This is a genomic window from Virgibacillus kekensis (genome assembly GCF_042654125.1).
Taxonomy (GTDB): Bacteria; Bacillota; Bacilli; order Bacillales; family Amphibacillaceae; genus Lentibacillus; species Lentibacillus kekensis.
In genome coordinates, this window is sequence record NZ_JBHSFU010000008.1 from 62876 (window position 1) to 87749 (window position 24874).

Genomic DNA, 24874 nt, shown 5'->3' on the forward strand with positions numbered 1-24874 from the left:
GTTAGAACTATCTATTTTCAGTTATTACTTTAAAGACATTCTCATTAACATCTTCAAATGTAGTGTTCATCGAAATAGCCAATTCTTTAAATAAAATATTTTTAATGGTGTTTAATAGCTTATGGTCCCGTTCATACAGCTTTTTTTCCTGAAGTTCAGCTTCAGTTTTTCTTCGCATCAGTGTATTAATAACACTGGCAATTTCTTTCCGATTACCTGAATTCACAATATCAGAATACTTTCTGAACCGTTCGTTAGGGTTATCGTTCCACTCTATCCCGGGATATTGAAAAGAATCGAGTATAGTAGAGGCTTCCTCTTTATGAATCAGTTCAAGCATAACTACCTTACTATCATTAACGGGAGTGCTAATTGTTAAGTGATGATCATCCTCCATAGGGTGTAGAACGTAATATGTTCTTGTAACGCCTGAAACTGTCTTATCACATATATCATCAATTTTACAGATGCCATGTGTGGAATAGATGATTAAATCCCCAATATTAAACATTTTATCCTCCCATATTCATAATCAACTAAGTTTATACTAACATGAGAAAATATTTTTGTCAACCAGGTTGACATTTTAAAAAAGCTATTGATATAGTTATCTAGCCCCGTAAGTATGAGAGGTGTACTACGGAAATGGACAACCGCTGTCAATTGAAATTCATATAAATCTTTTACAGCAGAGAGTAGTGACAAAGACGGATCAAGTTAGTTAAAAAGGAGCTTATTATGAGTACGCAAATTCACGTAAAAAATCCTAAGACGATGGCATTTATCTTAATGTTAGGTGCCTTTTTAGGATTGTTTGGAGAAACAGCATTAAATATGGCATTATCAGATGTTATGGAGGAATTTTCAGTCTTAGCTGCCACTGCGCAATGGCTGACAACAGGATATTTACTAGTGTTAGCAATTCTAGTGCCGATTTCAGCACTTTTAATGAAATGGTTTTCTACAAGACAATTAGTTGTGTGGGGACTTATAATTTCGCTGTTGGGAGCAGTTTTAGCAGCGTTATCTTCGAATTTTCCTATATTATTGATAGGTCGTGTAGTACAAGCAACGGGAACAGGCATCTTACTACCGGTCATGCTGAATGTGGTGTTGCTTATTTTTCCCGTCCGTAAACGTGGAGTGGTCATGGGAGTAATGGGTCTCGTTATTACATTAGCTCCCGCTTTAGGACCAACACTTTCAGGGGTCATTATCAGTACGATGGGTTGGCCTTACATTTTTTGGATTAGCGCTATTTTATACGTGTTATTGACAATTTTTGCTGCAGTTAAAATTACAAATGTATCTGAAATCACCAAACCTAAAATTGATATCTTGTCGATTCTTTTATCAACAATAGGTTTTGGTGGATTAATTTATGCTTTGAGTACGATGGCTGAAGTGGCCTTATCATCCCCTAAAGTATGGGTTCCTTTAATTGCAGGAATTATCTCGCTTGGTTTATTTGGAATTCGCCAATCGAAAATGGCTAGCCCTTTGGTTAATTTACAAGTCTTTAAGTATCCAATGTTTACATTAGGAACCTTGATTATGTGTCTTGGTATTTTAGTCATTTTAGGAACGGCTATTTTGTTGCCACTTTATTTAAAGGGAGCTTTATTAATCAGTGCGGCGGCGGCTGGCTTATTATTACTTCCTGGAAATGCGGTTAATGTTATTATGTCACCGATTGTTGGATCGTTATTTGATAAATGGGGGGCACGTCGTTTCGTAATTACTGGCTTTCTATTTGTGTTGCTTGGGAATATAATTTTCATGTTGGTTATTTCAAGTCAAACACCCGCTTGGCAAATAGTTGCAGCGTTCATGATCTTATTCTTTGGATTAACGATGGTAATGATGCCATCGCAAACAAATGGGCTCAATCAATTGCCGCGTGAGCTATATGCGGATGGTTCAGCGGCTATGAATACATTAAATCAAGTTGCAGGAGCAGCGGGAACAGCTATCGCGATTACGGTTTTTACAGCGGGGCAAAACAGTTATATGATTGATTTTCCCTATGCTAATCAGCAAGAAGTATTAGCAGCTGGAGTCCAATATGCCTTTTACTTTATCACAGGGATTTCAGTAGTTGGATTAATGTGTTCTTTATTTGTAAAGAAACCGGGCGAAATAAAGAAAAAATCTGCGGTTGCGGTGAAAACAACCGAACCTGTACGTAGCTAGTATAATTTTAAATTTAAATTCAATCTGTTTCAACAGCTAAATAGCTGTTATATTTAAGAAGCAATATTATAGGAGATAAGCTAATTATTGGAGTGGGACAGATGATTGATTTAAAAGATAAACCTACAATTGCGGGGGACAAAATTACGCTGAGGCCTTTTAAGACAGCTGAAGATTTTCCTTATATAGAAGCGTGCTTACAAGACCCCGAGGTTATTAAATTAACAGGGAGCTCCTCTGAGTATAATAGAGAAGAGGTCCTGGATTGGTACAATACCAGAAATGAACAACCTGAACGTTTGGATCTCGCTATTATGGATAGGGAGCGGAAAGTTCTAGTTGGAGAAGCTGTGGTCAATTTATATGATGAAAATAATCATAGCATGAATTTTAGAATTCTCATTGGCCCCAGAGGAAGAGATCAAGGATTTGGTTCAGAAGCAACGCAACTGGTAGTCGATTATATTTTTAAGAATACTGACCTGAACCAACTAACATTGAGTGTATTTGCGTTCAATCCCAGAGCAAAGCGAGTATATGAGAAAGTTGGTTTTATAATAGATAGTGTTGACGAGAAAGATTTAGAATCTGAAGGGGAATGGATCGATTCCATTAATATGAAATTGACTAGAGAAGATTGGAAGCAGAAGCAGGTCGAAGAATAAATAAACTAGTGGCAAACATCAAACGCATGAAACTACTCGGATAGTTTCATGCGTTTCTTTAGTTTTGTTTTTATTTAGTCATGGATATCAGAAGACTATCACTAAAAAATCATTCCCAGTATGGAACCACCTATTGCTCCAGTCACCACGATAATCCAAGGCGGCAGTTTCCAGTATACCAGCATACTGAATAGGACAGCAGCAAATGCAAAATCGATAGGTGCAAAAATGGAACTGGTCCAAATTGGATCATAAAAAGCCGCAATCAATATGCCGACAACTGCTGCATTAACCCCCATTAACGCGCCTCTAATTTCTGCATTACTGCGCAGTGCTCCCCAAAACGGAAGGGTACCGAAAATAAGCAGGAATGCAGGCAGGAAGATAGCGACCATACCCAATAATCCTCCTGCCCACCCGTTTATAACAGCTCCCAAATAGGCAGCAAAGGTAAATAATGGACCTGGTACAGCTTGAGCTGCACCATAGCCAGCAAGAAATGCCTCTTCGGTCATCCAGCCAGTAGGCACAAATTCCCGCTCAAGTAGCGGCAATACGACATGCCCCCCGCCAAATACAAGAGAGCCCGACCGGTAAAAGCTATCGAACAGTGCCAGCCATTCGATCGCGGTTGCTTCTGCTAAAATCGGCAAGAGAATGAGCAGTCCGAAGAATAAAGTGAGACAACCTATAGCGAAACCTTTTGAAATCGGAACCGGTATAAAAGATTCATCCTGGTCTGTATGTTTCCGGTATAATAAATAGCCAATAAATGCTGCTAGCAGAATCACAACAACCTGAGAAAACGTTGTTTGCCACAGCAGCGTAATTACGATCGCTCCGAGTGCCATTGTTTTTCTCTCTATGTCAGGTGTAAGTTTTTTTGCCATTCCCATAATCGCATGCGCGACTACCGCAACTGCTACAATTTTCAGGCCATGAATCCAGCCAGCATCCGCCACATTAAAACTGTCGAGCAAAAGAGCAAAGATGATAAGTGCGATTACAGATGGTAATGTAAAGCCAAGAAATGATGTAATTCCTCCCAAGGCACCGGCGCGCATTACACCGATCCCAATGCCAACCTGACTGCTGGCAGGTCCGGGAAGAAACTGACACAAGGCAACTAGGTCTGCATAACTTTTTTCATCCAGCCACTTTCTTCTCCGTATGTATTCTTCATGAAAATAACCCAGATGGGCAACAGGACCTCCAAAAGAGGTAAAACCAAGTCTCGTGGAAACCAGCAGGATTTCCTTCAAGGATGAAAATTTATTTTCACTTTTACGCTTCATATTTCACCTTCTCCTATCTTACTTAATTTCTTTAAATAATTCATATGCCTTAGCTCGTGCTTCTTTCAGTACTTCACTCCCTTTTGGAGTAGCTGTATAGTACTTACGGATTTTCCCTTCCACTTTTTTCTCTTCCTTCAAAAGAAGCCCGTCGCCCTCCATGTTGTGGAGAATGGGATATAGGGTACCGGCACTGATTTCGTATCCATGTTCCCTGAGTTCCTCCAGCATCCATACCCCAAAAATAGGATGTTCTTCAGCATGGTGAAGTATATGGATTTGTATGAAACCTAGAAACAGTTTGCGTAGTATTTTGTTCTCCACTTTTATCACTCCCCGATATCGAAAATCAATATTGCTTTTCGATAATAATAATAAAATAGCAATATTAATGTATAACGTCAACGAATTAACATCTTCTTGTAAATCATTAGGTGACCTTGGCGTAGAAGGTGCCGACAAAGTTGCAGGCGACACAGTAAGCGAAGTTTCCAAAGGTAAAAGCAACAACTAATAGTTAAAATAAAGAAATGGAGGTACGGCTTATACCCGTACCTCCTTAATTATTTCCAGCTGCCACCCGTAACTCGTTTATCATGCATCAGTGTCATAATAAGCAGAACAAAATTCAGTACAGCTCCAACTGCTGATAGCCAGACGATCAGGTTCAACTTGTTTTCCAAAAGCTACAACCCCTTTAATTATTTGGGGTTAGTTTTTGCATATTCGATTATTTTATGACGGTGAAAAGGGAGGCATGCAGCCCTTTTCATTAATACATGGAAAAGTGTCCGTGCATGCCTTTATGTGACCCGTGTTCCTCTCCCATGAGCATCATATAGTGCTGCTCCAGTCTCATCGCTGCATCAAAATGTTTCTGATAAAAATACATATGGCGCTGTGGGTCCACATACTCATATCGTTTTGCAAATAAGAAATACATGGTTGCCTCGTTTAATAAATTTTCTAACATATCATCAAATTGCATGGAAATTCCTCCTGGTTAATTAGTCTACAAATGCAGGATATTCAACCATGAATTATCGGGGTGGGTATTTATCTTGCTTTTGGGTAATTTGCTGAAATTTTTTATTTGGTTAGACGAGCAACCTTTCTGAAAACAATTACCTGAAACGGGTTTAAATTATCAGAACTTTGGCAACGATAGTGACGAGAATTTAAAGAATGCAGAGGTGATTTGTTTGAGGAAATCTTTTTATTTAAGTTTCCTGGGAATTGTATTGATAGCAGGCATTGTATATTTACTTACTGACAATAACTCCCCTGATCATTCAGCTAAGCAGGAAGAGCAGGATCTGTTTAAGCAGGATGCAGTAGAGGTGCTGGATAAATCAGTGGAGGTTACTGTTACGGACGATGGAAAAATTAATGTAAGTAATTTATTCATTCCATGGACCATTAGTAAGAATGGTAATACTTTTTTTCTGAGCCAGCGTGATGGTGCGGTAGTGAAAATTGAGGGGGATTTGGGAATTGTGGAAGTTCAGGATGTAAAACTCTCTGAAGAAATTCTCCATGAAGGGCAGGGTGGTTTTCTTGGATTCACGCTTGCTCCTGATTTTGAATCCTCAAAGAGTGCTTTCGCTTACCATACGTATGAAAAAAATGGTGAAGCATTGAACCGTATTGTCTCACTTACCCTGGAGGGGAACACTTGGAAGGAAGAGAATGCTCTCTTGGATGGAATCCCTGGCGGGGATATTAACAATGGCGGCAGGATTCAGATAGGTCCAGATGGTATGTTATATGCCACTACTGGTGATACTGGAGAGCCAAACCTGGCACAGGAGCAGGCCAGTTTAGCTGGAAAGATTCTGCGTATGGATTTAAACGGTGAAATTCCAGAAGATAATCCGTTTAAGGATTCCTTTGTTTACTCGTATGGACACCGAAATCCACAGGGGCTGGCTTGGGATGGACAGGATAACCTTTATAGTTCCGAACACGGAGAATCTGGCCATGATGAAATTAACTTAGTTAAAGCTGGTAAGAACTATGGCTGGCCAGTTATTCAAGGTGATGAAGAAGCAGATAATATGGTGACTCCGCTTCAACACTCGGGTGATGATACATGGGCACCAGCAGGGATGGCTTACTATGACGGACAGTTATATATTGCATCACTGGCAGGCTCGAAAATCTTCACGTACAATCCAGAAAGCGGGAGAACTAGCGAATTCTTCGATGATGCCGGACGCCTCCGAGATGTGCTTGTCGATGAGGATGCTCTCTTCACGATTACAAGTAATCATGACAGTCGCGGGGAGCCTAGTGAAAAAGATGATCGTTTAATTCATATATCGCTTACTGAAAAAACTACTGGTGAATAAATTAAAAAGGTAATCGTCCTTTTAAAGGGGAGATTACCTTTTTGCATGTTAGGAGTATGTGCCATTATGGATTTGCTCCACTGCTTGAAAAATGCTCTTTCTCAGTGATTCCTTTTTGGCAGAAACTTGAAATTTAATATTGTTATCAGGCGATTTTGAAGCAGAATTAGGCGAAAATCGCTTCGAATCAGGCAATTATGCGACCATATTATGCGAAAACCATTGCATATCAGGCGATTTCACATTTATTTACTCCTCACCTTTGGAAAGGCTCATCAGGTATTCAGCTACTGCATTAATTTCCTCTTCCGTTAACGTATCTTTAAAAGGTGGCATGGTACCGCTGCCGTTTTTAATCTGCTCGATCAGCGCTTTTTTATCATTAATCATCTTGCTGTCCTGCAGGTTAGGGCCATTATGACCGCCCGCTCCTTCGGCTCCATGACAGGCCAGGCAATTTCCTTTGTAAATGTCTGCTCCAGTTGATACCGTTCCTCCACCATTTTCACTCTTTGCTTCATCGTCGCCGTGCTTTTCCTTATTTTCTTCATTTTTTTCTGGTGGGGCGTTGATATCATCACGTGGTATATCTTCCAGGGAACTATACTCTCCTTCAAGGGAGAAGGTGTAAATTTTGTCACCATGTTTCGTTCCGGCAAGTGTATTTCCAGCTGAGAAAATGGAAATATACTGTTTTCCGTCAATTTCATAGGTGATTGGCGGTGCGTTTGCTCCTGCGTCTGTTTTAAATTCCCATACCTTCTTACCGTTTGTGGCATTGTAGGCAATAATCCTGCCATCATTATGTCCGGTGAATATCAGATTTCCCTTGGTTGTTAAAATACCGCTGTATGCGATTGTATCCCAGTTCTTCTGCCAGACAATTTTATTGGTCTTAATATCAAGTGCTGTCACGGTTCCGCGGCTTGGGGAGTCCTTAACAGGCTGCCAAACACTTCCAATGTATTCTTTACCTTGTTCAAATTTTTCTTGTTCCTCTTCACCGTAATGTGCATAGGCGAAATAGTTGTCATTTCCGAGCACATAAAACATTTCCGTATTTGGGTTATAGGCAGATGGTGGCCAGTTAGCGCCACCCTGCGGAGATGGTTTAACTGTAACCGGTTTGTCCCAGAAAGGTGTGAAAATACTTCCGATCTTCCCATTGAAATCTTTTGGCAGGTCCTTTTTTACATCTTCCTTCGTTACTGTCTGAGGGACAAATGCATCACCAATCGGAAATGGCTGGGTAGGTGATGTTTTCTGTTTCTCACTTTGCGGCACAGGCTTTTCTTCAATGCCGATTAGCGGTTCACCTGTCGTCCTGTCCAAAATATAAACCCACCCTGTTTTACCAGCCTGTGCGATACCTTTCCGCATTTTTCCGTCCATTTTCACATCAAATAAAACGACGGGGTTTGCCGGGTCGAGGTCCCATATATCATGGTGAATCTCCTGGAAATGCCATTTATATTCTCCGGTATCTGCATCCAGTGCCATGACTGAGTCGGAATATAAATTATTCCCTTTCCGGTTGCTTCCATCCAGATCTGGGGCTGTATTACCTGTCGCGAAATAAATGGTTCCAAGTTCCGGATCAACCGCTGGGGTCTGCCAGACGGGTGCTCCGCCAGTCAGCCATCCCCGGCTGTCTTTTGGCCAGGTCTCTGATCCACGATCTCCAGGGGCCGGGAGTGTATAGGTTCGCCATATTTGTCGTCCTAGTTTTGCATCATATGCGGCCATGTAACCCCTTATTCCAAATTCACCACCGGCTACACCAGTGTAAACTTTTCCATTGTAGTAAAGTGGAGCACTTGTGATGGTATATCCTTTCTCCCATTCATCAACCTGGGTTTCCCATAATACTTCACCGGTCTTCTGATCAAGCGCTACCAGTCTGGCATCCAGAAGCCCAACAAAAACTTTTCCGTCTCCGACTGCGACTCCGCGGCTAGTCCATCCACAGCACACCGTATCCAGTCCTTCAGCTAGTTTTGGCTTATACTGCCAGATAAGTTCGCCGGTTTTAGCGTCAATTGCGGATACTTCGTTGGCACCCGTAATGTTGAACATGACACCTTCATATACAATTGGCGTGGACTCACCAGAATATTTAAATTCCATTCCCGATCCCAGACTTGTAACCCACTCCAACTTTAAATCCGCGACATTTTCAGTCGTTATTTTACCAAGTGGGGAGTATCTGCCATTATGAAGATTCCCTCCGTTGGTTAACCAGTTACCCGAGGGTGGTTCTGTTAGTTCTTTTGCCGAAAATTCCGGTGCGATTTTCCCGGGGTACTCCTTAAATTGGACAGTCTCATAATTCTTATCATTATCTTTATTGCCGGTTTGCTCAGTATTAGCGTTATTCTCGTTGTTTTCTGTCTGGTTGCCGTTTTCTGCAGGTTCATCCTTATCAGGGTTATCCTGACAGCCGGAAACCATAAAGAGTACTATAAAAATCATTACCCATCTCTTCATATTGTTCTCCTTTCATGTTGAATGCAGGGTTAGAATTATCCTGTAATTTGCCCACTATTCGATAAAATTATTGATAAACGTTAAAAAGAGCATTCTTCTGTGAGTAAATTCCTATATGTTATAAACTGATACTGTATCTTAAATAAGCTATTTTCGCTGAAAGGTTTGATATATATGAAAAATTATAGAATAGAGCCGGATAAAGGATTGGAGTTTGGTATTTATACATTGGGGGACCATCTTCCAAATCCATTTACAGGTGAACGAGTCTCAGCAGGGGAACGAGTTCATGAGATTATTGAATATGCAAAGCTTGCTGAACAGGCAGGGATTGACTTTTTCAGTGTTGGGGAGAGTCATCAGGAGTATTTCGCGACACAGGCGCATGCACTGGTACTGTCAGCGATTGCCCAAGCAACCGAAAATATAAAGATTGCCAGCTCGTCGACTATTATTAGCACCTCGGATCCTGTCCGTGTTTACGAAAACTTCGCAACGCTTGATTTAATTTCAAAGGGCCGGGCTGAAATTGTGGCTGGACGTGCATCCAGAGTAGGGCTGTTTGACCTGTTGGGGTATAATCTTCGTGACTACGAGGAATTGTTTGAAGAAAAGTTTGATTTGCTTCGGAAAATAAATGAAGAAGAAGTGGTTAACTGGAGCGGGGAATTCCGGGCGCCACTTAAAAATGCGAAGGTTCTTCCGCGTCCTAAGGATGGCTCTTTGCCTATTTGGCGGGCGGTAGGTGGCACGCCAGCAAGTGCCAGAAAAGCAGGATATTCTGGTGTTCCAATGTTTATGGCGCATCTAGGCGGTCCAGTATCAATATTCAAACGGACTATCGACGCCTATCGTGACGCAGCAAGAAGTCGTGGGTTTGAACCGGCAGAACTTCCAGTCGCCACAGCAGGCTTTTTCTATGCTGCCGAGACGTCCCAGCAGGCATTGAGGGACATGTATCCGCATATTAACGAAGGCATGAAACTGACAAACGGACAAGGATTTCCGAAACAGCATTTTGCACAGGGCATTGACCCGCATAATGTCATGAATATTGGAAGCCCACAGGAAATCATCGAAAAGATCCTTTACCAACATGAACAATTTGGGCATCAGCGCTACATCGCACAGATTGATTTTGGTGGTATGCCGTTTGATAAGGTGAAGAAGAATGTCGAAATAATTGGTAGCGAAATTTTACCAGCAATCAGAAAATACACGGCAAAAAAATAGGGGGGGGAAAAGCATGAAAATTGTTGGTCTTTCTGGCTCTGTAGTCGGATCGAAAACTAGAACAGCAATGAATTACACCATAAAAAAAGTAAATGAAAAGTACCCGGAACATGAAGTGAACTTACTGGACCTTGCTGACTATGATATCCAGTTCAGTGACGGAAGAAATTATCTCGAATACGAAGGTGATACCGGATATATAACCAAAACCATCATGGATGCAGATGCCATAATAATTGGCACGCCGATATTCCAGGCATCCATTCCGGGGACATTGAAAAATATATTTGATTTACTCCCGGTCAATGCGTTTCGCGATAAAGTGGTGGGCATGGTTGTGACAGCAGGTTCAGCAAAACATTATCTGATTGCTGAACAGCAGCTTAAACCGATTCTTTCGTATATGAAGGCGCAAATGGTGCAGACCTATGTGTTTATCGAAGAGATGGACTTTTATAGGAAAGAAATTGTTAACGATGATGTATTATTGCGGATAGACCGTTTGGCGGAAGATATGGTAGTACTCTCAAAAACATTTCAGGAAATCCGTGAAGCTAAAGAAGCAGAATATGACTTTTAATAAAACGAAAAGAAAAATCCTGACAGTAGCTGTCAGGATTTTCCATTTCAGTTAAGATTGGATGAGGCTATGAATTGAAGACAAAAAGGGAGGAAGTCCTCTTGGCGGACCCGGTGGAGGAAGCGAATGACAGTTGAAATATAACCATAATCCATAATGAAATAAAGCTTTCCGGGCAAACTATGACCGGGTGATACATATGAAGGCAAATAAGGAAGACCTTAATAAATATAGCGAAGCAATCGACCGGATTTCTGAAGGAAATGAAGCGATGATTGAATTATTTAATGAACTTGAGAGTGATGACCCGATTATTGCATTTGATCAGGAAGTAGCAACTAATATCGAGCGAGCCAAGAAAAAGTACGGAAAAGATATGGTCAATGCGAAAATCAATACGGTTGTGCGTGAAATGCTCTCTTGGCTTGATCTAGAAGGTGTGGAGCTGAATGAAGAGGGGACAGAGGAGTAAGTTATGGAGACAAATAAAATTGCCCGTCAACTGACCAAATCGCATAGCGGCTTGGTCTTTTTTTGTCCTATATTATTCATATGCAGATCCTCATTCCGTTAAAAGGGAAAAAAGTGGTTCCAAAAGGGGAAATTTTGACCCTGGTTCCGCTAATTGAGCATTATTAATAGAATTTATAGGTAAAAAAGGCTAATAACGGAACCAGGATCCTAAATCATGTTTTTATCGAGGGAAATATATGAAATAACGGAATGAGAATCCGAGAAATCAGTAACTCAGCTACCAATGGAACAATAGAGTTTAATCTCCACCCGATGCCCGCTGTACAAAGTTTGGAGACATCCTATACTAACCCATCCTGAATTTTCCTGTTACAAATAATTAACAATTAGTTAACGTCGACAAAATTCGAATAAAAATACTATACAATGGAGGTAATGACTTCAAAAAGAAGCGGGTGTGACCGGTGAGAAAGCTGATAATAATTCTAATAACATTACTAACAATTAATCCTATAATGACAATCAATGCTGCAGAAGATGAAGCCAGTGAGCCACCTTCACTTTCTAGTAATGCTGCAATCATGATCGACGCCAAAACAGGTTCCGTACTCTATGAAAAAAATGCTGATACACCTATGTATCCCGCGAGTCTGACTAAAATTGCGACAGCTATCTATGCGATTGAGACTGGTGACCTGGATGATATTGTTACAGTCAGTGAGAAAGCCAGAAACGTAGAGGGGACCAGAGTTTTCCTGGAACCTGGTGAGCAGGTTCCGCTGAAGAAGCTAATTCAAGGACTTATCATCAACTCAGGAAATGATGCTGGGGTCGCGATCGCTGAACATTTAAGCGGCAGTGTAGACCAGTTTGCTGAGGATATAAACAAGTATCTAAAAGAAGAAGTTGGTGTCAAAAACACCCACTTTGAAAATCCGCATGGCTTATTCGACCCCAATCATATGACAACAGCCGAGGACCTTGCGAAGATTACCCGGTATGCCATAAAAAATGAACTTTTCAGGGAAATCTTTGGAACTGTTCGGCTGGAGTGGCACGGGGAAACGTGGGATACAACACTTCTGGCACATCAAAAAATGCTGCGGCAGATTCCATATGAAGGCGTAACAGGCGGAAAAACCGGGTTTGTCAACCAGTCTGGTTTTACGCTAGCTACAACTGCCAAGCGGGATAACCTCAGTCTTATTGTTATTACTCTGAACGCTGATATACAGACCAGAGCGTATGACGATACTATGAATCTATTGGACTATGGATTTGAGAACTTTACACGTGCTTCGATCCCGGAACACACTACTTTCCAAGTTAGCGATAAAGAATTTGAGACTTCCGAAGAGCTATTTTTTACCCACAAAAAGAGTGACTACGTGACGGAAGAAATTGAAAGTGGAGGCAAGTTGCATGTTGTCGGTTCAGATGGTTCGTTAATTGACACCTTCCAATTGAAAGAAGTAAAGGATGAAAAGGCCACCGCAGTCAACAGTGATTCTGAAGCTGTTAAGACAAATTCATTTTTTAGTGATCGTTATTTGATGATTGCAGTTGGTGGTGCTGTGCTATTTCTTATTCTGCTGGGTATTATACTCAGACGCCGAAAGAAAGTTTGATAAAAAGGATCCTCTCCGTAACACGGGGTGAGGATCCTTTTTCAATGATTATGTTCAAGTCTTTGCAGGAATATCCACCGAAGTATTCCTCCAATCAGCAATCCCGGCAACAGGAAAAGCATAGGAAGAAATACTGGACCTGGCATAACACCGAAGAGGGTAAAGGTCGGTGAAAAAATACATCCCACTGTTACCATATATGCAGAGAATACAAATGGCAGGAAAGCGTACGGTTTGCTTTCTCCTTCTGCGTCCTTATAGGCATCCCACATAGCAAAAAAATAAAGACACGGATAGAACATAAGCCAAGGATATTCCGTTTGTGCTATTGCCTCAGAAATCCTTCCATGAAAGCTTAGTAAAATGATTTCATTGAAATTCCCCATAACATTCACTAAAAATTCCAGTGCAATAAAAAGTATTCCTTTTATATATTTTCTGTTAAGCAGTTGTCCAAACCCCGGAAGAGCAATACTCCACATCAATTTTTCCACTTTGTCGTTGTTCACTCCATACCTTTTCCCCATAGTTATCTCTGCTTCGCTAAATTATCTCTGTCTGGAGAAATAGGTGGCTGTTCCAACCATTCATTTTTAATCATAAGGTTTACTCCATCCTCAGCATAATGAGCGATTTCTGCGCTCAATCGGGAATAGTGAACCCCCAAATCGTGTCTAGGGCTTGCTGCCATGGCCTTCCCGTACTGCGCTAATCCTGCTCCATTCAGGGTCGATATAAAACTCATGATTAGTCGGTCGGAATATGGGGAAACGGTCGAATCGGTAACTTCCGACAGATGTGGGGTCGCATTGTTAGTAATATAATCATCCTTCAGAATCGAAGAAAATATATCAAAATGCTTTTGAGAAATACTTCTGCCTCTTTCAAGGTAATTACGGACCTCTTTCGACTTCGCCACCTGCTTAAACCCAAGCATTAGCGCAAGTCCGAGCGCATTTCGTTTCGCATTATAGGAAATCTGGGCAATTTCCTGTCCCAGCAATGGACGACGGTTTCCAAACCAACCTGACAGGAAATTTTGTTTTTTAACAAAGCTGACATGTTCTGGAAAGGGAACTTTTGGTGCTCTTAGATAAGTTCCTTTCTCTTTTGAAACCTGCTTCGCGCGAAGTTGGAATTCTTTTAACTCCTGGATAACATCTGAGAAATATTCAATGGTATTATCATGGTCTGCCATTGAGAAAGAAGTACAGTATTCATTAAGATATAGTTCGGTTGAATTCAGGAGATACTCTAAATATAGTGTATCCGAAAAAAGGCGAGGGGCCTCCACGTCCACATCTTCCTTCGTAAAGCCGTGTGGAATAGTAATATTCTCTTCACTAAGTATCCCAACTATTGCAGTTTTATGGCTTTCCGCTAACGCCAGTGCCTTCTCTGTAAGAGTCTGTATTTCAGCGTCTTCCACATGCTGAAGAAAATGACTGATTCCACAAATAGCCATCGTTTCAATTTGGTAGGAATTCCATAACGATGATAAGTCGGCTGAGGTCAGCGGTATACTGCTGATCTTAGTTTCCATATGCAGATCATTCCTTTGCTTTTCATCAAAAATTTAAATTTAATATTAGTTTGTCGTTAATTAAAGAGTCTTATTCATCCGGCCATTTATAGTATAAAAAGTACAGGAGGAGTTATTTTAAAAAGGATAGTGTATTTGTATCCAGTCACTACATAAATGAGGGATTGTTATGGGTCGCCGCATAGTTTCCAGGAAAACCAGCAAACAAGAAAAAGACAAAAAAGAGTCAGCCGCTGATATTGAAAAGGAACTGGACAAGAATCTTTCTGCCATAAGAGAGTTGCTCGCAAATCCTAATGACTTGGTGGTCCGTGAATTTACAGTAGGGGTTACAGAGCAGCGCTGCGGAGTCCTATTTATCGATGGTCTGGTTGATAAGGCGTTTATAAATGACTTTGTACTGAAAAATCTTCAGTTTCAGGCAAAAGAACAGGGACTTACAGAAAAAGGTGAAAAACTGCTTGATGCGTTAAAAGTTGAACTAATTTCTCTAAGCAGTGTAAAGGCAGTAAAATCATTTGAAGAAATTTCCAATGCATTGCTGTATGGAAGTACGATTCTCTTCGCCGACGGGGTCAAACAGGCCCTTGTGATTGATGCAAAAGGATGGGAAAGTCGTGCAATTATGGAGCCGCAGTCGGAGACACTGATTCGGGGTCCCCGTGAAGGTTTTACGGAAAATATGCGGACAAACACAGTGCTGCTCCGCAGGCATATACGTGATCAGAATTTGCGCTTTGAAACACACGTAGTAGGCCGGCGATCAAAGAAGAATCTGGTTGTGGCCTATATTGAAGGACTGGTTCATCCAGATATTGTCAAAGAGCTAAACCGCCGGCTAAAGTCAATCGACATGGATGATGCGCAAGAATCAGGTTATATCGAACAGTGGATTGAGGACAGTTTTCTTTCACCTTTTCCGCAGTTTATTAATACCGAAAGACCTGATAAGGTTTCAGCCGCAATTATGCGTGGGAAAGTCGGCATTATTTTGGACGGTACACCATTTGTATTGATTGCACCGACAACGTTTGGGAATACGCTGCAGTCACCCGAAGACTTTTATGAACGCTGGTCAATGGGGACCTTTATCAGGTCATTAAGATATTTGGCCGCTTTCATCGCCATCTTCCTGCCGTCTCTTTATATTGCTCTGGTCTCTTACCATCAGGGAATGATTCCCTCCAAGCTGGCCTTTTCAATCGCCGCAACCAGGGAAGGGGTTCCGTTTCCAGCTGTGGTGGAGGCCATACTGATGGCACTTACCATGGAATTATTGCGTGAAGCGGGTGCAAGACTACCCAAAACAATCGGGCAGACAATTGGGATTGTCGGCGGTCTGGTAATCGGGGAAGCGGCGGTCAGTGCTGGTATAGTCAGTCCTGTCATGGTCGTTGTGGTCGCACTCACCGCAATTTCATCGTTTACGATTCCTTCATACAGTGTCGCGATATCGTTTCGATTAATGCGGTTTGGGATTATGATTGCTGCAGCGATTCTGGGATTGTATGGAATTGTTCTTGCCTACATTATGATCAATATTCATATTGTTAATTTGAAAAGCGTCGGAGTACCGTATTCGGCTCCTTTTGCGCCGAGCTTTTATAAAGACTGGCGTAATCTGGTTCTGCGCCTTCCGATTCCATTGCTGACCAACCGGCCAGGATATCTAAAACCAGAAGACAGCACATCAGCCGACAAGAAAGGATAAATACAATGCGACAGTTCGAATATGGTGATGAGCAAATTACCGATAATGAGATTTTGATTGCTATTCCCTCCATCGTAATCGGGGTAGGGATTTTAACTATGCCAAGAAGTATTGCGGAAGATACAGTATCGGCTGATGGCTGGATTTCATTGCTGGTTGGAGGTGTGTTTGTCATTTTTCTGACATGGCTAGTTGGAAAACTAGGTTCACGGTTTCCGCAGCAGCCATTTTTAGAGTATGCTTCCAAGGTTATCTCCCGGCCTGGAGCAATTGGCATGACACTTTTATTCTCTACACTTGGAGTTTTAATTGCGGCGTATGAAATGCGGGTGATTGCACAGGTCTCGTCAAAATATTTATTTGAGGAGACGCCGGTTCCAGTGATTGGGCTAACTTTTCTGCTGGTAGTCGTATATGCAGTATGTGGAACAAAGGCCGGATGGTTTCGGATAAATATGATGTTTTTCCCGATCATTGTGTTTATCTCACTTTCTGTCGTATTGTTTACTACTGGGTGGTTCAAGATGGAGAATCTGCTGCCCGCTTTTAAAACAGATATAGGGAGTTACTTGGACGCGTTTAAAAATAGCATATTATCGTTTACTGGATTTGGAATCATACTTTTTTTCTCGGTTCTAGTAAAAGACCCAAAAGGCATGCCGAAGAAAGCTGCAATCGGTATGTCCTATGCAGTAGTCCTTTATATTCTCTTTTATATCATGTGTATCGGAGTTTTCGGGAATCTGGTAACCGCGAACCTGCAATTCCCTACGATTGAACTGGCAAAAAATGTGGAAATACCCGGTGGTTTTTTTGAACGCTTTGAGTCCATTTTCTTTGTCATCTGGATTATGGCTATTTTCAACACAACAGTTATGGCATTGGGAGCAGCACTGATGGCAATTCAGTCAGTATTCAGGCAGGTAAGAAAAGAAAAAGTAGTTTTTATGCTGTCTCCCCTTATCTTTTTGATAGGAATGATACCGCATGATGAAAATGAGCTTGGAACATTTGGATCTTTTCTTGGGTATTATGGATTTTTCATGACGACCCTTGTGACCTTTTTATTACTTATTATTGCAAAACTCCGAGGAGTGAAAGGGCATGAGTGATAAGAGACTAGCTATAATAACAACGCTGCTTTGTATTGTTCTTTTACTAACAGGATGCTGGGACCGTGTGGAAATAGAACAGCGGGGGTTTGTAGTGGGAATGGCGGTTGACCTGGCGGAAGAAGGAGGCGAGGAGGAGAATAAACCTGAAATCACTGTCACCAATCAGTTTGCAGTTCCATCAGCAATGGGAGCGCCAGGCGGGGGAGGGGACGGTGGCGATTCAAAAGGTTTTTTTAATCTATCATCGACCGGAAACAGTCTGTATGAAATTCAGAACGAAATGGCTACATTAACAAGCAGGTCGCCATTTTTTCAGCATTTGCAGATGTTCATCGTATCCGGTGAACTTGCAAGTAAGCCAAACCTCTTTTCCAATGCAATGGATCTGGTTATTCGCAACTACAATATGCGACGTGTCGTAAATGTGGTTATTTCCGATGGTCCTGCAAAAGAGATCTTGGAAACTGAGCCTAAGGCCGAAAAGCTGCCGGTATTCTACTTTCAGTCAATCATGGAGAACAGTTTTAAAAATGCGGAAGTTATTGAGCCTGTAACCATTGGACAAATTCACAAATTCTTGTTAAGTAAAATGAGTTTTGTACTTCCACGAGTAAGAAAAATGGGAGAAAAATTGGATTACGAAGGACTTAGCGTGTTCCAGGGACATAATGATCAGATGGTAGGCGTTCTGAACGCTCTGGAAACGAAGGGCTATAACCTCCTGATGGGACAGGTTAAAGGCGGCACCCTGGAAATTATGATGGATGGGTATCCGGTCATGATTGAAATCCTTAAATCTAATAATGCGGTGAAAATCAAGGACAGTAATCCGCAGAACGCAGCCGTTTCGATTGATATAAAAGTTGAAGGAACAATAGCAGAGACCTTTAGTACAGCAAGCTTTGCTTCAGCGAAAATTAGAAAAGAAGCAGTGAAAAAAACAGAAAAAGTTATCGAAAAACTTGCTGATGATACGCTTAAAAAAGCACAGGATGAACTGAGAGTAGACATTTTAGGTATAGGCCAACTTTACCGGCAGAATCACTATAATGAATGGAAAAAAATTAAAGAGAACTGGGACAGAGGCAGAAATTATTTTTCACAGGCCCGTATAACGGTTAATGCTGAAGTTAACCTCCAGTCGACCGGTGCTGCAGAACAGACGAAAGAAAACAAGGATGTGGGTAAATAATCATGTGGGAAGGTATACTTGACCGTTTGCCGGACTGGGCGGAATTGATCTGTGCGTTTGCTGCATTTGCAGTTCCGTATTCGATTTTTAAAATAAACACGAAGCTTCACGAGTTCGGGGACCCACCGTGGAAAAAAGAGGAATCTCCCAAGCGGCCGGAAGATAAAGACACCTCAGAAGGATAACACACTTTTGCATGGTACAATGAAGGTAGAACTAGTTTAACTGAGGTGAACTTATGGATCTTAAAACATATCTGTCAATGGACGCAACGGAAATGGCAAATGAAATCAGGAAGGGAAATACAACGCCAGAAGAGCTCGTTAATCTTAGTACCCAGCAGCTGAAGAAGGTCAATCCCTCCTTGAATGCAGTTATTCATGAACGGACAGCGCGTGTAATGGGTGACCTGCAAAAAGGAAGATACAATACCCATGGTACATTTGCAGGCGTTCCCTTACTATTAAAAAATATATCCCAGACGTTGGAGGGGGAACCGCTGACTGCGGGTGCCCGGCTCTTAAAATCGAGCATCAGCAAACAGGATTCCAATTTTGTACGGAAACTGCGGGATGCAGGTTTTCTGTTTATGGGCCATACAAACACCCCTGAAATGGGACTGAAGAATATAACTGAGCCTGAATTGTATGGGCCAACTCGTAATCCATGGAACCCTGTCCATTCGGCCGGAGGTTCAAGTGGTGGGTCAGCTGCGGCCGTAGCATCCGGAATTGTTCCGGTGGCTGGTGCTAATGATGGTGGTGGCTCTATTCGTATACCGGCTTCTTTTACCGGGCTGTTTGGCTTAAAACCAACACGTGGTCGCACTCCTGTTGGGCCTGGAACTGGACGGCAGTGGCAGGGCGCGTCAATCGACTTTGTGTTAAGCCGTACGGTAAGGGATAGTGCCGCCATGCTTGATGAACTTCAGACATTTCAGCCTGAAGCAGCATTTAATACCCCGCTGTTTCCAGGCAGTTATAAAGAAACGATGAAGCTTCCTTTCAACAGAAAATTAAGGGTCGCGTATACTGTAAAATCGCCAGTTGACACCCTTGTGTCAGATGCAGCAGTGGATGCCGTCATCAAGACTGTCAAATGGCTGGAAAAAGAAGGCCATATTGTTGAGGAGAGGGAACCTGACATGGATGGGGTTCAGTTAATGCGTGACTATTATCTGATGAACAGTGGGGAAATCTCCAATGTTTTAAGCCAAATTGAGCAGGGACTGGGCAGGTCGGTTACGCCCGAAGATGTGGAGATAGAAACCTGGCTCTTTCATGAGGCAGGCAAGTCGGTTTCCGCAGCAGAATTTTCGGCGAGTCTTGCCTCTTGGGATCAGGCTGCCGCAAAAATGACTGCTTTTCATGAGACTTATGATTTTTATATAACACCTGCTACTGCCAATACTGCGCCGGAAGTAGGGGAACTGAATCATTCACCGGCCAAACAGGAAGAACTGCGCAGGCAGATGAAGGACAGTAATCCAAAACAGCAGCAACAGCTTATTTATGATATGTTCCTGCCCAGCCTGACTTATACACCGCATACACAGCTTGCGAACCTTACCGGGCAACCTGCAATGTCGGTTCCGGTTCATCTTTCCGAGGCTGGATTGCCGTTGGGTGTTCAGGTGATGGCTCCTAAAGGGGGAGAGGATAAATTACTCCAGCTTGCTTACCAGCTTGAAAGCTCTGAAATTTGGGTTGGATCCAAAGAAAATCCGATACTCAGGTATAAGAAAGAAGAAATCAACAAATAATGGTTTTTATACTATTAATAGCATAATATGTAACTTTTGACAGAAAAACTTAGCAACCCTCTTAAATTGGAGACGATTTGCTAAGTTTTTCTACAATTCTGCTTTTACTTCATGGGACATTTTTAGTATAGTTAAGTTAACTAATCTTATAGGATTGTAGCTGGGAAGGAGTTACGCAATATGATGCAAGACACCGCTGTATACAACGAAAGGATAGAAAAGGTTTTAACGAATATAAATAAAGTCATGATTGGAAAAGAGGATGCAGCAACACTTAGTCTGGTAGCCCTTTTGGCCCAGGGACATGTGCTCCTGGAGGATGTTCCGGGTGTCGGTAAAACAATGTTGGTCAGGACCTTGGCGAAGTCACTTGATTGTGATTTCAGAAGAATTCAGTTCACACCTGATTTGCTTCCGTCCGATGTGACAGGTATATCAATCTATAATCCAAAAGAAATGGAATTCGAATTCCGTGGTGGACCGATTCTTGGAAATGTGGTGCTTGCTGATGAAATCAACCGTACCTCTCCAAAAACCCAGTCCGCGCTACTTGAAGGAATGGAAGAGAAGAATGTAACGGTTGATGGCAATACTATCCCATTAAAACAACCGTTTTTTGTTATGGCTACCCAAAATCCGATTGAGTATGAAGGAACTTATCCGCTTCCCGAAGCCCAACTGGACCGGTTTATCCTAAAACTGAAAATGGGCTACCCGTCAATAGATCAGGAACTCCAAATGCTTGAACGTACTTCAAAAGATCACCCAATTGAATCAATCTCTGCTGTGATTGACCAAGACGAACTCATCCAAATACAGGACGAAGTAAAGGAAGTTTATATTGATAAAAACGTTCTGCAGTATATTATAAATCTAGTAACTGCTTCACGAAATCATGCCAGCGTGTATTTGGGGGTAAGTCCGCGTGGTTCCATCGCTCTGATGAAAGCTGCGAAGGCGTATGCGTACATTCATGGGCGGGATTATGTCATACCGGATGATGTGAAGTATCTGGCGCCATTTGTGTTGAGTCACCGGATTATCCTTACCTCAGAAGCAAAATATGACGGACTTACAAGTGAACGGGTAATTGAACAGGTAGTTAACAAAACGCATATCCCGATACGAAAGGAATTTAATTGATGCGTGGCATGCTTGGATTTATAGGCAAATTAAGTTTTGTCGTCTTTTTGCTGGTTCTTTTATTTTCCTATGCAATGTTTCAGGGAGGGTTTGTGAGCTGGTTTTTGTTTTTCGGATTTTTGCCTATTTTTATTAATCACATTGGACTGCTTTTCTATCCCATTAAGAAGTGGAAGGTCACCCGCCAGCTTTCCCATCATGTAGTTCGGGCAGGTGACCGTGTGGCCGTTACCCTGCAAATTCATCGCAAGACACCTTATCCGCTGTACTACTGTATTTGTGAAGAAATATTCCCGGATACCCTCCAGAAGGCATTCAGTCACCGAGAGAAATACCGTTACATGGATCAGCCGGAAAAGCTGCATGTTCAGCGGAGGATAAAGAAATTGATTTTTCCGGGCTTCCGCCGCCATATGGAACTGCCGTATACCATTGAGCAGGTACCGCGCGGGGAACACGAACTTCACGCAATTCGAGTACGAACCGGGGACTTTTTCGGATTTATTAAAAAAGAACAGATTTTCTATGTGAAAGATCAAATCATTGCTGTTCCTGATGAGCAGCCTGTACATCTTACCGAAAATATTAACAGCTTTGAACAGGGCTCGTTATCTTCGTATGCGAGGAATCTTAAAAATACAAATGTGGCCACTGGTGTACGAGAGTATATGCCGGGTGATAAATTTTCTTGGATAGACTGGAAGCAGTCTGCCAAGAAGAATACAATTATCACCAAGGAGTTTGAACAGGAAAAAAGCACAGATACCGCTATAATCCTGAATGCTTGTAACCATGAAGGAATAAATGAGCTTGCGTTTGAGGCTGGAATCGAGCTTACTTTGTCCTTAATAAGTACTATTCAACGTCATTCCTCGCAGGTCAGTTTAATAGCTGTCGGTGAGGAGACTGCCCATTTCCCGATTCAGAATAATGCGGTCAAGAAGGAACGGGTAAAACAGTATCTGACAAAGGTACAGCCTGAAGGGGCACGCCCATTCTCTATGAAATTGAAAGAAGAAATGATGAAAATCGGTTCGGGTGTAAATATGATTTTAGTGACCACACATGTGGATCAGACTTTCCAGGAAACAATTCAGCAGGTTAAACAGCGGTCCAGAAGGGTGGTTATTCTGTTTATTCAGGCTTCCTCATTAATCTCACGGTACGAAAATAATATTATTCAGCAACTTCGATATGAAGGCGTAGTAGTTAACGTATTGACTGAAAAACAACTTATGCAGGAAATGGTTGGGGTGAACATTTCATGAAAAACGAAACACCAATGTTATACACGGCAGTTCTTTACATCTGTGCCTTCATCCTGTTTCTGGAGTGGCTGTATCCTGTGAATGTGGTGGGGGACGTAACCAACTTGACAGTGTTTATTCTTTTTACATTGTTTTGCTTCCTGATTTCCATGCTTGAGATTAAATGGTGGTTATCAATGGCCCTGAAAGGTTTTGGGCTGGTATTCATTATTCATAGTTTGTTTCTGGTCTATCCATTTTTGAGTAAGCCATGGGTCACCCAGTTGTTCACTGAAATTGGTTTCAATGTGAATGTGTTAATCAATCAGGAATGGTATGAACTAACTCCAATGTTCCGCAGTATCCTGTTTCTGATTTTGATTTGGCTGATGAGCTATTTGCTCCATTACTGGTTCATCGTCATGAAAAAGATATTTTTATTTGTAATACTGACATTCATTTATCTGACAGTGCTTGATACCTTTACCGCGTATGATGCTGACACAGCAATCGTACGGACGTTTATTTTCTCATTTGTTGCCCTCGGGATTACCAACTTTTTTAAAGAGATAGACCGGGAAGCGATTCGCTTTTCATGGGCTAGAAATGCACCGATATGGGTGATACCCATTATTTCAGTTGTGCTTTTTTCCACATTGATTGGCTATGCAGCACCAAAGTTCAGTCCGCAATGGCCGGATCCTGTACCGTTTTTGAGAAGTGCTGCTGATGGTGCCGGAAGCTCTGGCGGTGGTGCAGGAATTCAGAAAGTGGGTTATGGAACAAATGACTCGAGACTTGGCGGGTCGTTTGTCCAAAGTTACACTCCGGTATTTCAGGCCTCGGCCAAAGACGATCATTATTGGCGGATTGAGTCAAAGGATATTTATACCGGCAAGGGCTGGGAGCGTTCATCGGATTTGAATTTTGAGCGGCAGCCCAGTGACGAAATCGATCTGAATCTTGCCCGCGTGGAAACGCAAGAATTTCAAACAAGTATTGATTTCCAGAATAGGGGCTCCATTGATAAGATGGTTTATCCATACGGTATTTCAGGGGTGGAGACGGACAAGAACGTCGATTTTATGCTGGATAGACAATTTGGCGTTATACAGGCATGGCAAAACGGGGGTAATACCGATTTGGACAGGTTTACAATCACCTATGACCGCCCTTCGTATAATGTGGGTAAACTGCGCCAGGCAGGAGAGGAAGACCCTGCCGCAATCAAGGAACGGTATACACAATTACCTGAGTCATTACCTGAAAGAGTCGGTGAGCTTGCTACACAGGTTACCGCCAATACGGAAAATCGGTATGATGCCGCTAAGACAATTGAATCCTATTTCAATCAGAATGGGTTTGTATATCGGATAAATAACGTCCCAGTTCCAAAAGAGAATCAGGATTATGTTGATCAGTTCCTGTTTGAATCACGGGCAGGATATTGTGACAATTTCTCTACCGCAATGGTGGTTATGCTTCGTACGCTTGATATTCCTGCCCGCTGGGTAAAAGGATTTACGGCCGGCACCGTCGTTGATCAGGGAGAATCTGCAGATGCACATGATATTTATGAAGTGACAAATGCAAACGCCCACTCATGGGTGGAAGTCTATTTTCCAGAGGTTGGCTGGGTACCTTTCGAGCCAACACAGGGCTTCTCAAACCCCGCTGAATTTCAAGCAGATCCGGCGAGTGCTACTCCGGAAACTGATGTAGAAGTGCCACAGACACCGGAAGAACAGCAAGAACAGGTTGAAAAGCCGGAGGAAAATGCAGCTGCCGCAGCCAATAACGACGACGGCAACAGCAACTTCACCGTAAACTGGTGGTATGTTTTAACAGGGGCAGCCGTTCTGCTTCTTGTTGCTTATGTTCTTTACCGGACCCGGTTCCGCTGGCAGTCGATTTATCTTCATTATAAATTTAAACGTCATGGTGATCAGCGAACGTATCAGGAAGTATATCACCATTTGCTGAAGGTCCTTGCAGTAAAAGGACTGGCAAAAGACGAAGGTCAAACATTAAGGGAATACTCCAGACGAATTGACTCCAGGTATAACACAGATGAGATGGGACAATTAACGGCCCATTACGAGCGTATTCTGTACCGGAATAATCTGGACAACAATGCCGCAGATAATCTAAGCCAATTATGGAAAAATTTAATTAAGCGGATAATGGGTTGACCGTACTAAAGATGATTAGTAGAATGAGATAATATTGAAGGCTCCGGGCCAGTCCGGGGATAA

Annotated in this window: 22 protein-coding genes; 15 read left to right on the forward strand and 7 right to left on the reverse strand. The window is 42.2% G+C overall.

Annotation, left to right across the window (positions count from 1 at the left end):
- Positions 1–7 precede the first annotated feature (7 nt).
- Positions 8–511: a CarD family transcriptional regulator gene (locus ACFO3D_RS14535; protein ID WP_390297510.1), complete on the reverse strand. Its 504-nt coding sequence runs from the start codon at positions 509–511 to the stop codon at positions 8–10.
- Between the two features lie 227 nt (positions 512–738).
- Between ACFO3D_RS14535 and ACFO3D_RS14540 the strand changes: the two genes are divergently transcribed.
- Positions 739–2193, forward strand: coding sequence for a DHA2 family efflux MFS transporter permease subunit (locus ACFO3D_RS14540; RefSeq protein WP_390297513.1), 1455 nt, complete (start codon positions 739–741; stop codon positions 2191–2193).
- A 101-nt stretch (positions 2194–2294) separates the two neighbouring features.
- The gene (locus ACFO3D_RS14545; RefSeq protein ID WP_390297516.1) at positions 2295–2858 is read left to right on the forward strand and encodes a GNAT family N-acetyltransferase; all 564 of its coding nucleotides are present in this window, start codon (positions 2295–2297) and stop codon (positions 2856–2858) included.
- A gap of 101 nt (positions 2859–2959) precedes the next feature.
- Here ACFO3D_RS14545 and ACFO3D_RS14550 read toward each other — a convergent pair whose 3' ends face one another.
- The 3 genes from ACFO3D_RS14550 to ACFO3D_RS14560 form a co-directional block, all read right to left on the reverse strand.
- Complete coding sequence (locus ACFO3D_RS14550) at positions 2960–4153, reverse strand: chromate transporter (protein WP_390297519.1); 1194 nt, start codon at positions 4151–4153, stop codon at positions 2960–2962.
- Between the two features lie 18 nt (positions 4154–4171).
- Positions 4172–4477, reverse strand: coding sequence for a PadR family transcriptional regulator (locus tag ACFO3D_RS14555; RefSeq protein WP_390297522.1), 306 nt, complete (start codon positions 4475–4477; stop codon positions 4172–4174).
- A gap of 448 nt (positions 4478–4925) precedes the next feature.
- Positions 4926–5141, reverse strand: a complete 216-nt coding sequence (locus ACFO3D_RS14560) for a hypothetical protein (RefSeq protein WP_390297525.1) — start codon at positions 5139–5141, stop codon at positions 4926–4928.
- A 214-nt stretch (positions 5142–5355) separates the two neighbouring features.
- Between ACFO3D_RS14560 and ACFO3D_RS14565 the strand changes: the two genes are divergently transcribed.
- Positions 5356–6504: a PQQ-dependent sugar dehydrogenase gene (locus ACFO3D_RS14565; RefSeq protein WP_390297527.1), complete on the forward strand. Its 1149-nt coding sequence runs from the start codon at positions 5356–5358 to the stop codon at positions 6502–6504.
- Positions 6505–6753: 249 nt separating this feature from the next.
- Here the strand turns inward: ACFO3D_RS14565 and ACFO3D_RS14570 are convergent, their stop codons facing one another.
- Entirely contained in the window at positions 6754–8991 is a 2238-nt protein-coding gene (locus ACFO3D_RS14570; protein ID WP_390297530.1) for an outer membrane protein assembly factor BamB family protein, read from the reverse strand.
- Positions 8992–9165: 174 nt separating this feature from the next.
- On the opposite strand from ACFO3D_RS14570, the gene ACFO3D_RS14575 reads away from it, so the two are divergent.
- The 4 genes from ACFO3D_RS14575 to ACFO3D_RS14590 all read left to right on the forward strand — a co-directional run bounded on the left by ACFO3D_RS14575 (position 9166) and on the right by ACFO3D_RS14590 (position 12906).
- Positions 9166–10224: an LLM class flavin-dependent oxidoreductase gene (locus ACFO3D_RS14575; protein WP_390297533.1), complete on the forward strand. Its 1059-nt coding sequence runs from the start codon at positions 9166–9168 to the stop codon at positions 10222–10224.
- 13 nt (positions 10225–10237) lie between these two features.
- Positions 10238–10804 (forward strand): NADPH-dependent FMN reductase, encoded by a 567-nt coding sequence (locus ACFO3D_RS14580; RefSeq protein WP_390297536.1) that lies wholly within the window; start codon positions 10238–10240, stop codon positions 10802–10804.
- A 199-nt stretch (positions 10805–11003) separates the two neighbouring features.
- The gene (locus ACFO3D_RS14585; protein WP_390297539.1) at positions 11004–11276 is read left to right on the forward strand and encodes a hypothetical protein; all 273 of its coding nucleotides are present in this window, start codon (positions 11004–11006) and stop codon (positions 11274–11276) included.
- 466 nt (positions 11277–11742) lie between these two features.
- Positions 11743–12906 (forward strand): D-alanyl-D-alanine carboxypeptidase family protein, encoded by a 1164-nt coding sequence (locus tag ACFO3D_RS14590; RefSeq protein ID WP_390297542.1) that lies wholly within the window; start codon positions 11743–11745, stop codon positions 12904–12906.
- Positions 12907–12947: 41 nt separating this feature from the next.
- On the opposite strand, the gene ACFO3D_RS14595 is transcribed toward ACFO3D_RS14590, so the two are convergent.
- Complete coding sequence (locus ACFO3D_RS14595; RefSeq protein ID WP_390297545.1) at positions 12948–13433, reverse strand: hypothetical protein; 486 nt, start codon at positions 13431–13433, stop codon at positions 12948–12950.
- A gap of 2 nt (positions 13434–13435) precedes the next feature.
- The gene (locus ACFO3D_RS14600; RefSeq protein WP_390297548.1) at positions 13436–14449 is read right to left on the reverse strand and encodes a DUF3231 family protein; all 1014 of its coding nucleotides are present in this window, start codon (positions 14447–14449) and stop codon (positions 13436–13438) included.
- A 169-nt stretch (positions 14450–14618) separates the two neighbouring features.
- Between ACFO3D_RS14600 and ACFO3D_RS14605 the strand changes: the two genes are divergently transcribed.
- From ACFO3D_RS14605 to ACFO3D_RS14640, 8 genes are all read left to right on the forward strand, one after another.
- The gene (locus tag ACFO3D_RS14605) at positions 14619–16160 is read left to right on the forward strand and encodes a spore germination protein (protein WP_390297551.1); all 1542 of its coding nucleotides are present in this window, start codon (positions 14619–14621) and stop codon (positions 16158–16160) included.
- A gap of 5 nt (positions 16161–16165) precedes the next feature.
- Positions 16166–17272 carry a GerAB/ArcD/ProY family transporter gene (locus ACFO3D_RS14610; protein ID WP_390297554.1) on the forward strand — a complete coding sequence of 369 codons (1107 nt, stop codon included), beginning with the start codon at positions 16166–16168 and terminating at the stop codon, positions 17270–17272.
- A complete protein-coding gene (locus ACFO3D_RS14615) occupies positions 17265–18467 on the forward strand; it encodes a Ger(x)C family spore germination protein (RefSeq protein ID WP_390297557.1) in 1203 nt (400 codons plus the stop codon). Before ACFO3D_RS14610 ends, ACFO3D_RS14615 begins: the two co-directional genes overlap by 8 nt.
- Before the next feature lie 2 nt (positions 18468–18469).
- Complete coding sequence (locus ACFO3D_RS14620) at positions 18470–18652, forward strand: hypothetical protein (protein ID WP_390297560.1); 183 nt, start codon at positions 18470–18472, stop codon at positions 18650–18652.
- A 53-nt stretch (positions 18653–18705) separates the two neighbouring features.
- Entirely contained in the window at positions 18706–20229 is a 1524-nt protein-coding gene (locus ACFO3D_RS14625; protein ID WP_390297563.1) for an amidase, read from the forward strand.
- Between the two features lie 180 nt (positions 20230–20409).
- A complete protein-coding gene (locus ACFO3D_RS14630; protein WP_390297566.1) occupies positions 20410–21372 on the forward strand; it encodes an AAA family ATPase in 963 nt (320 codons plus the stop codon).
- Positions 21372–22640 (forward strand): DUF58 domain-containing protein, encoded by a 1269-nt coding sequence (locus ACFO3D_RS14635; RefSeq protein WP_390297569.1) that lies wholly within the window; start codon positions 21372–21374, stop codon positions 22638–22640. Before ACFO3D_RS14630 ends, ACFO3D_RS14635 begins: the two co-directional genes overlap by 1 nt.
- A complete protein-coding gene (locus ACFO3D_RS14640) occupies positions 22637–24811 on the forward strand; it encodes a DUF4129 domain-containing transglutaminase family protein (RefSeq protein ID WP_390297572.1) in 2175 nt (724 codons plus the stop codon). The genes ACFO3D_RS14635 and ACFO3D_RS14640 overlap by 4 nt, the downstream gene beginning before the upstream one ends.
- Positions 24812–24874: the final 63 nt, after the last annotated feature.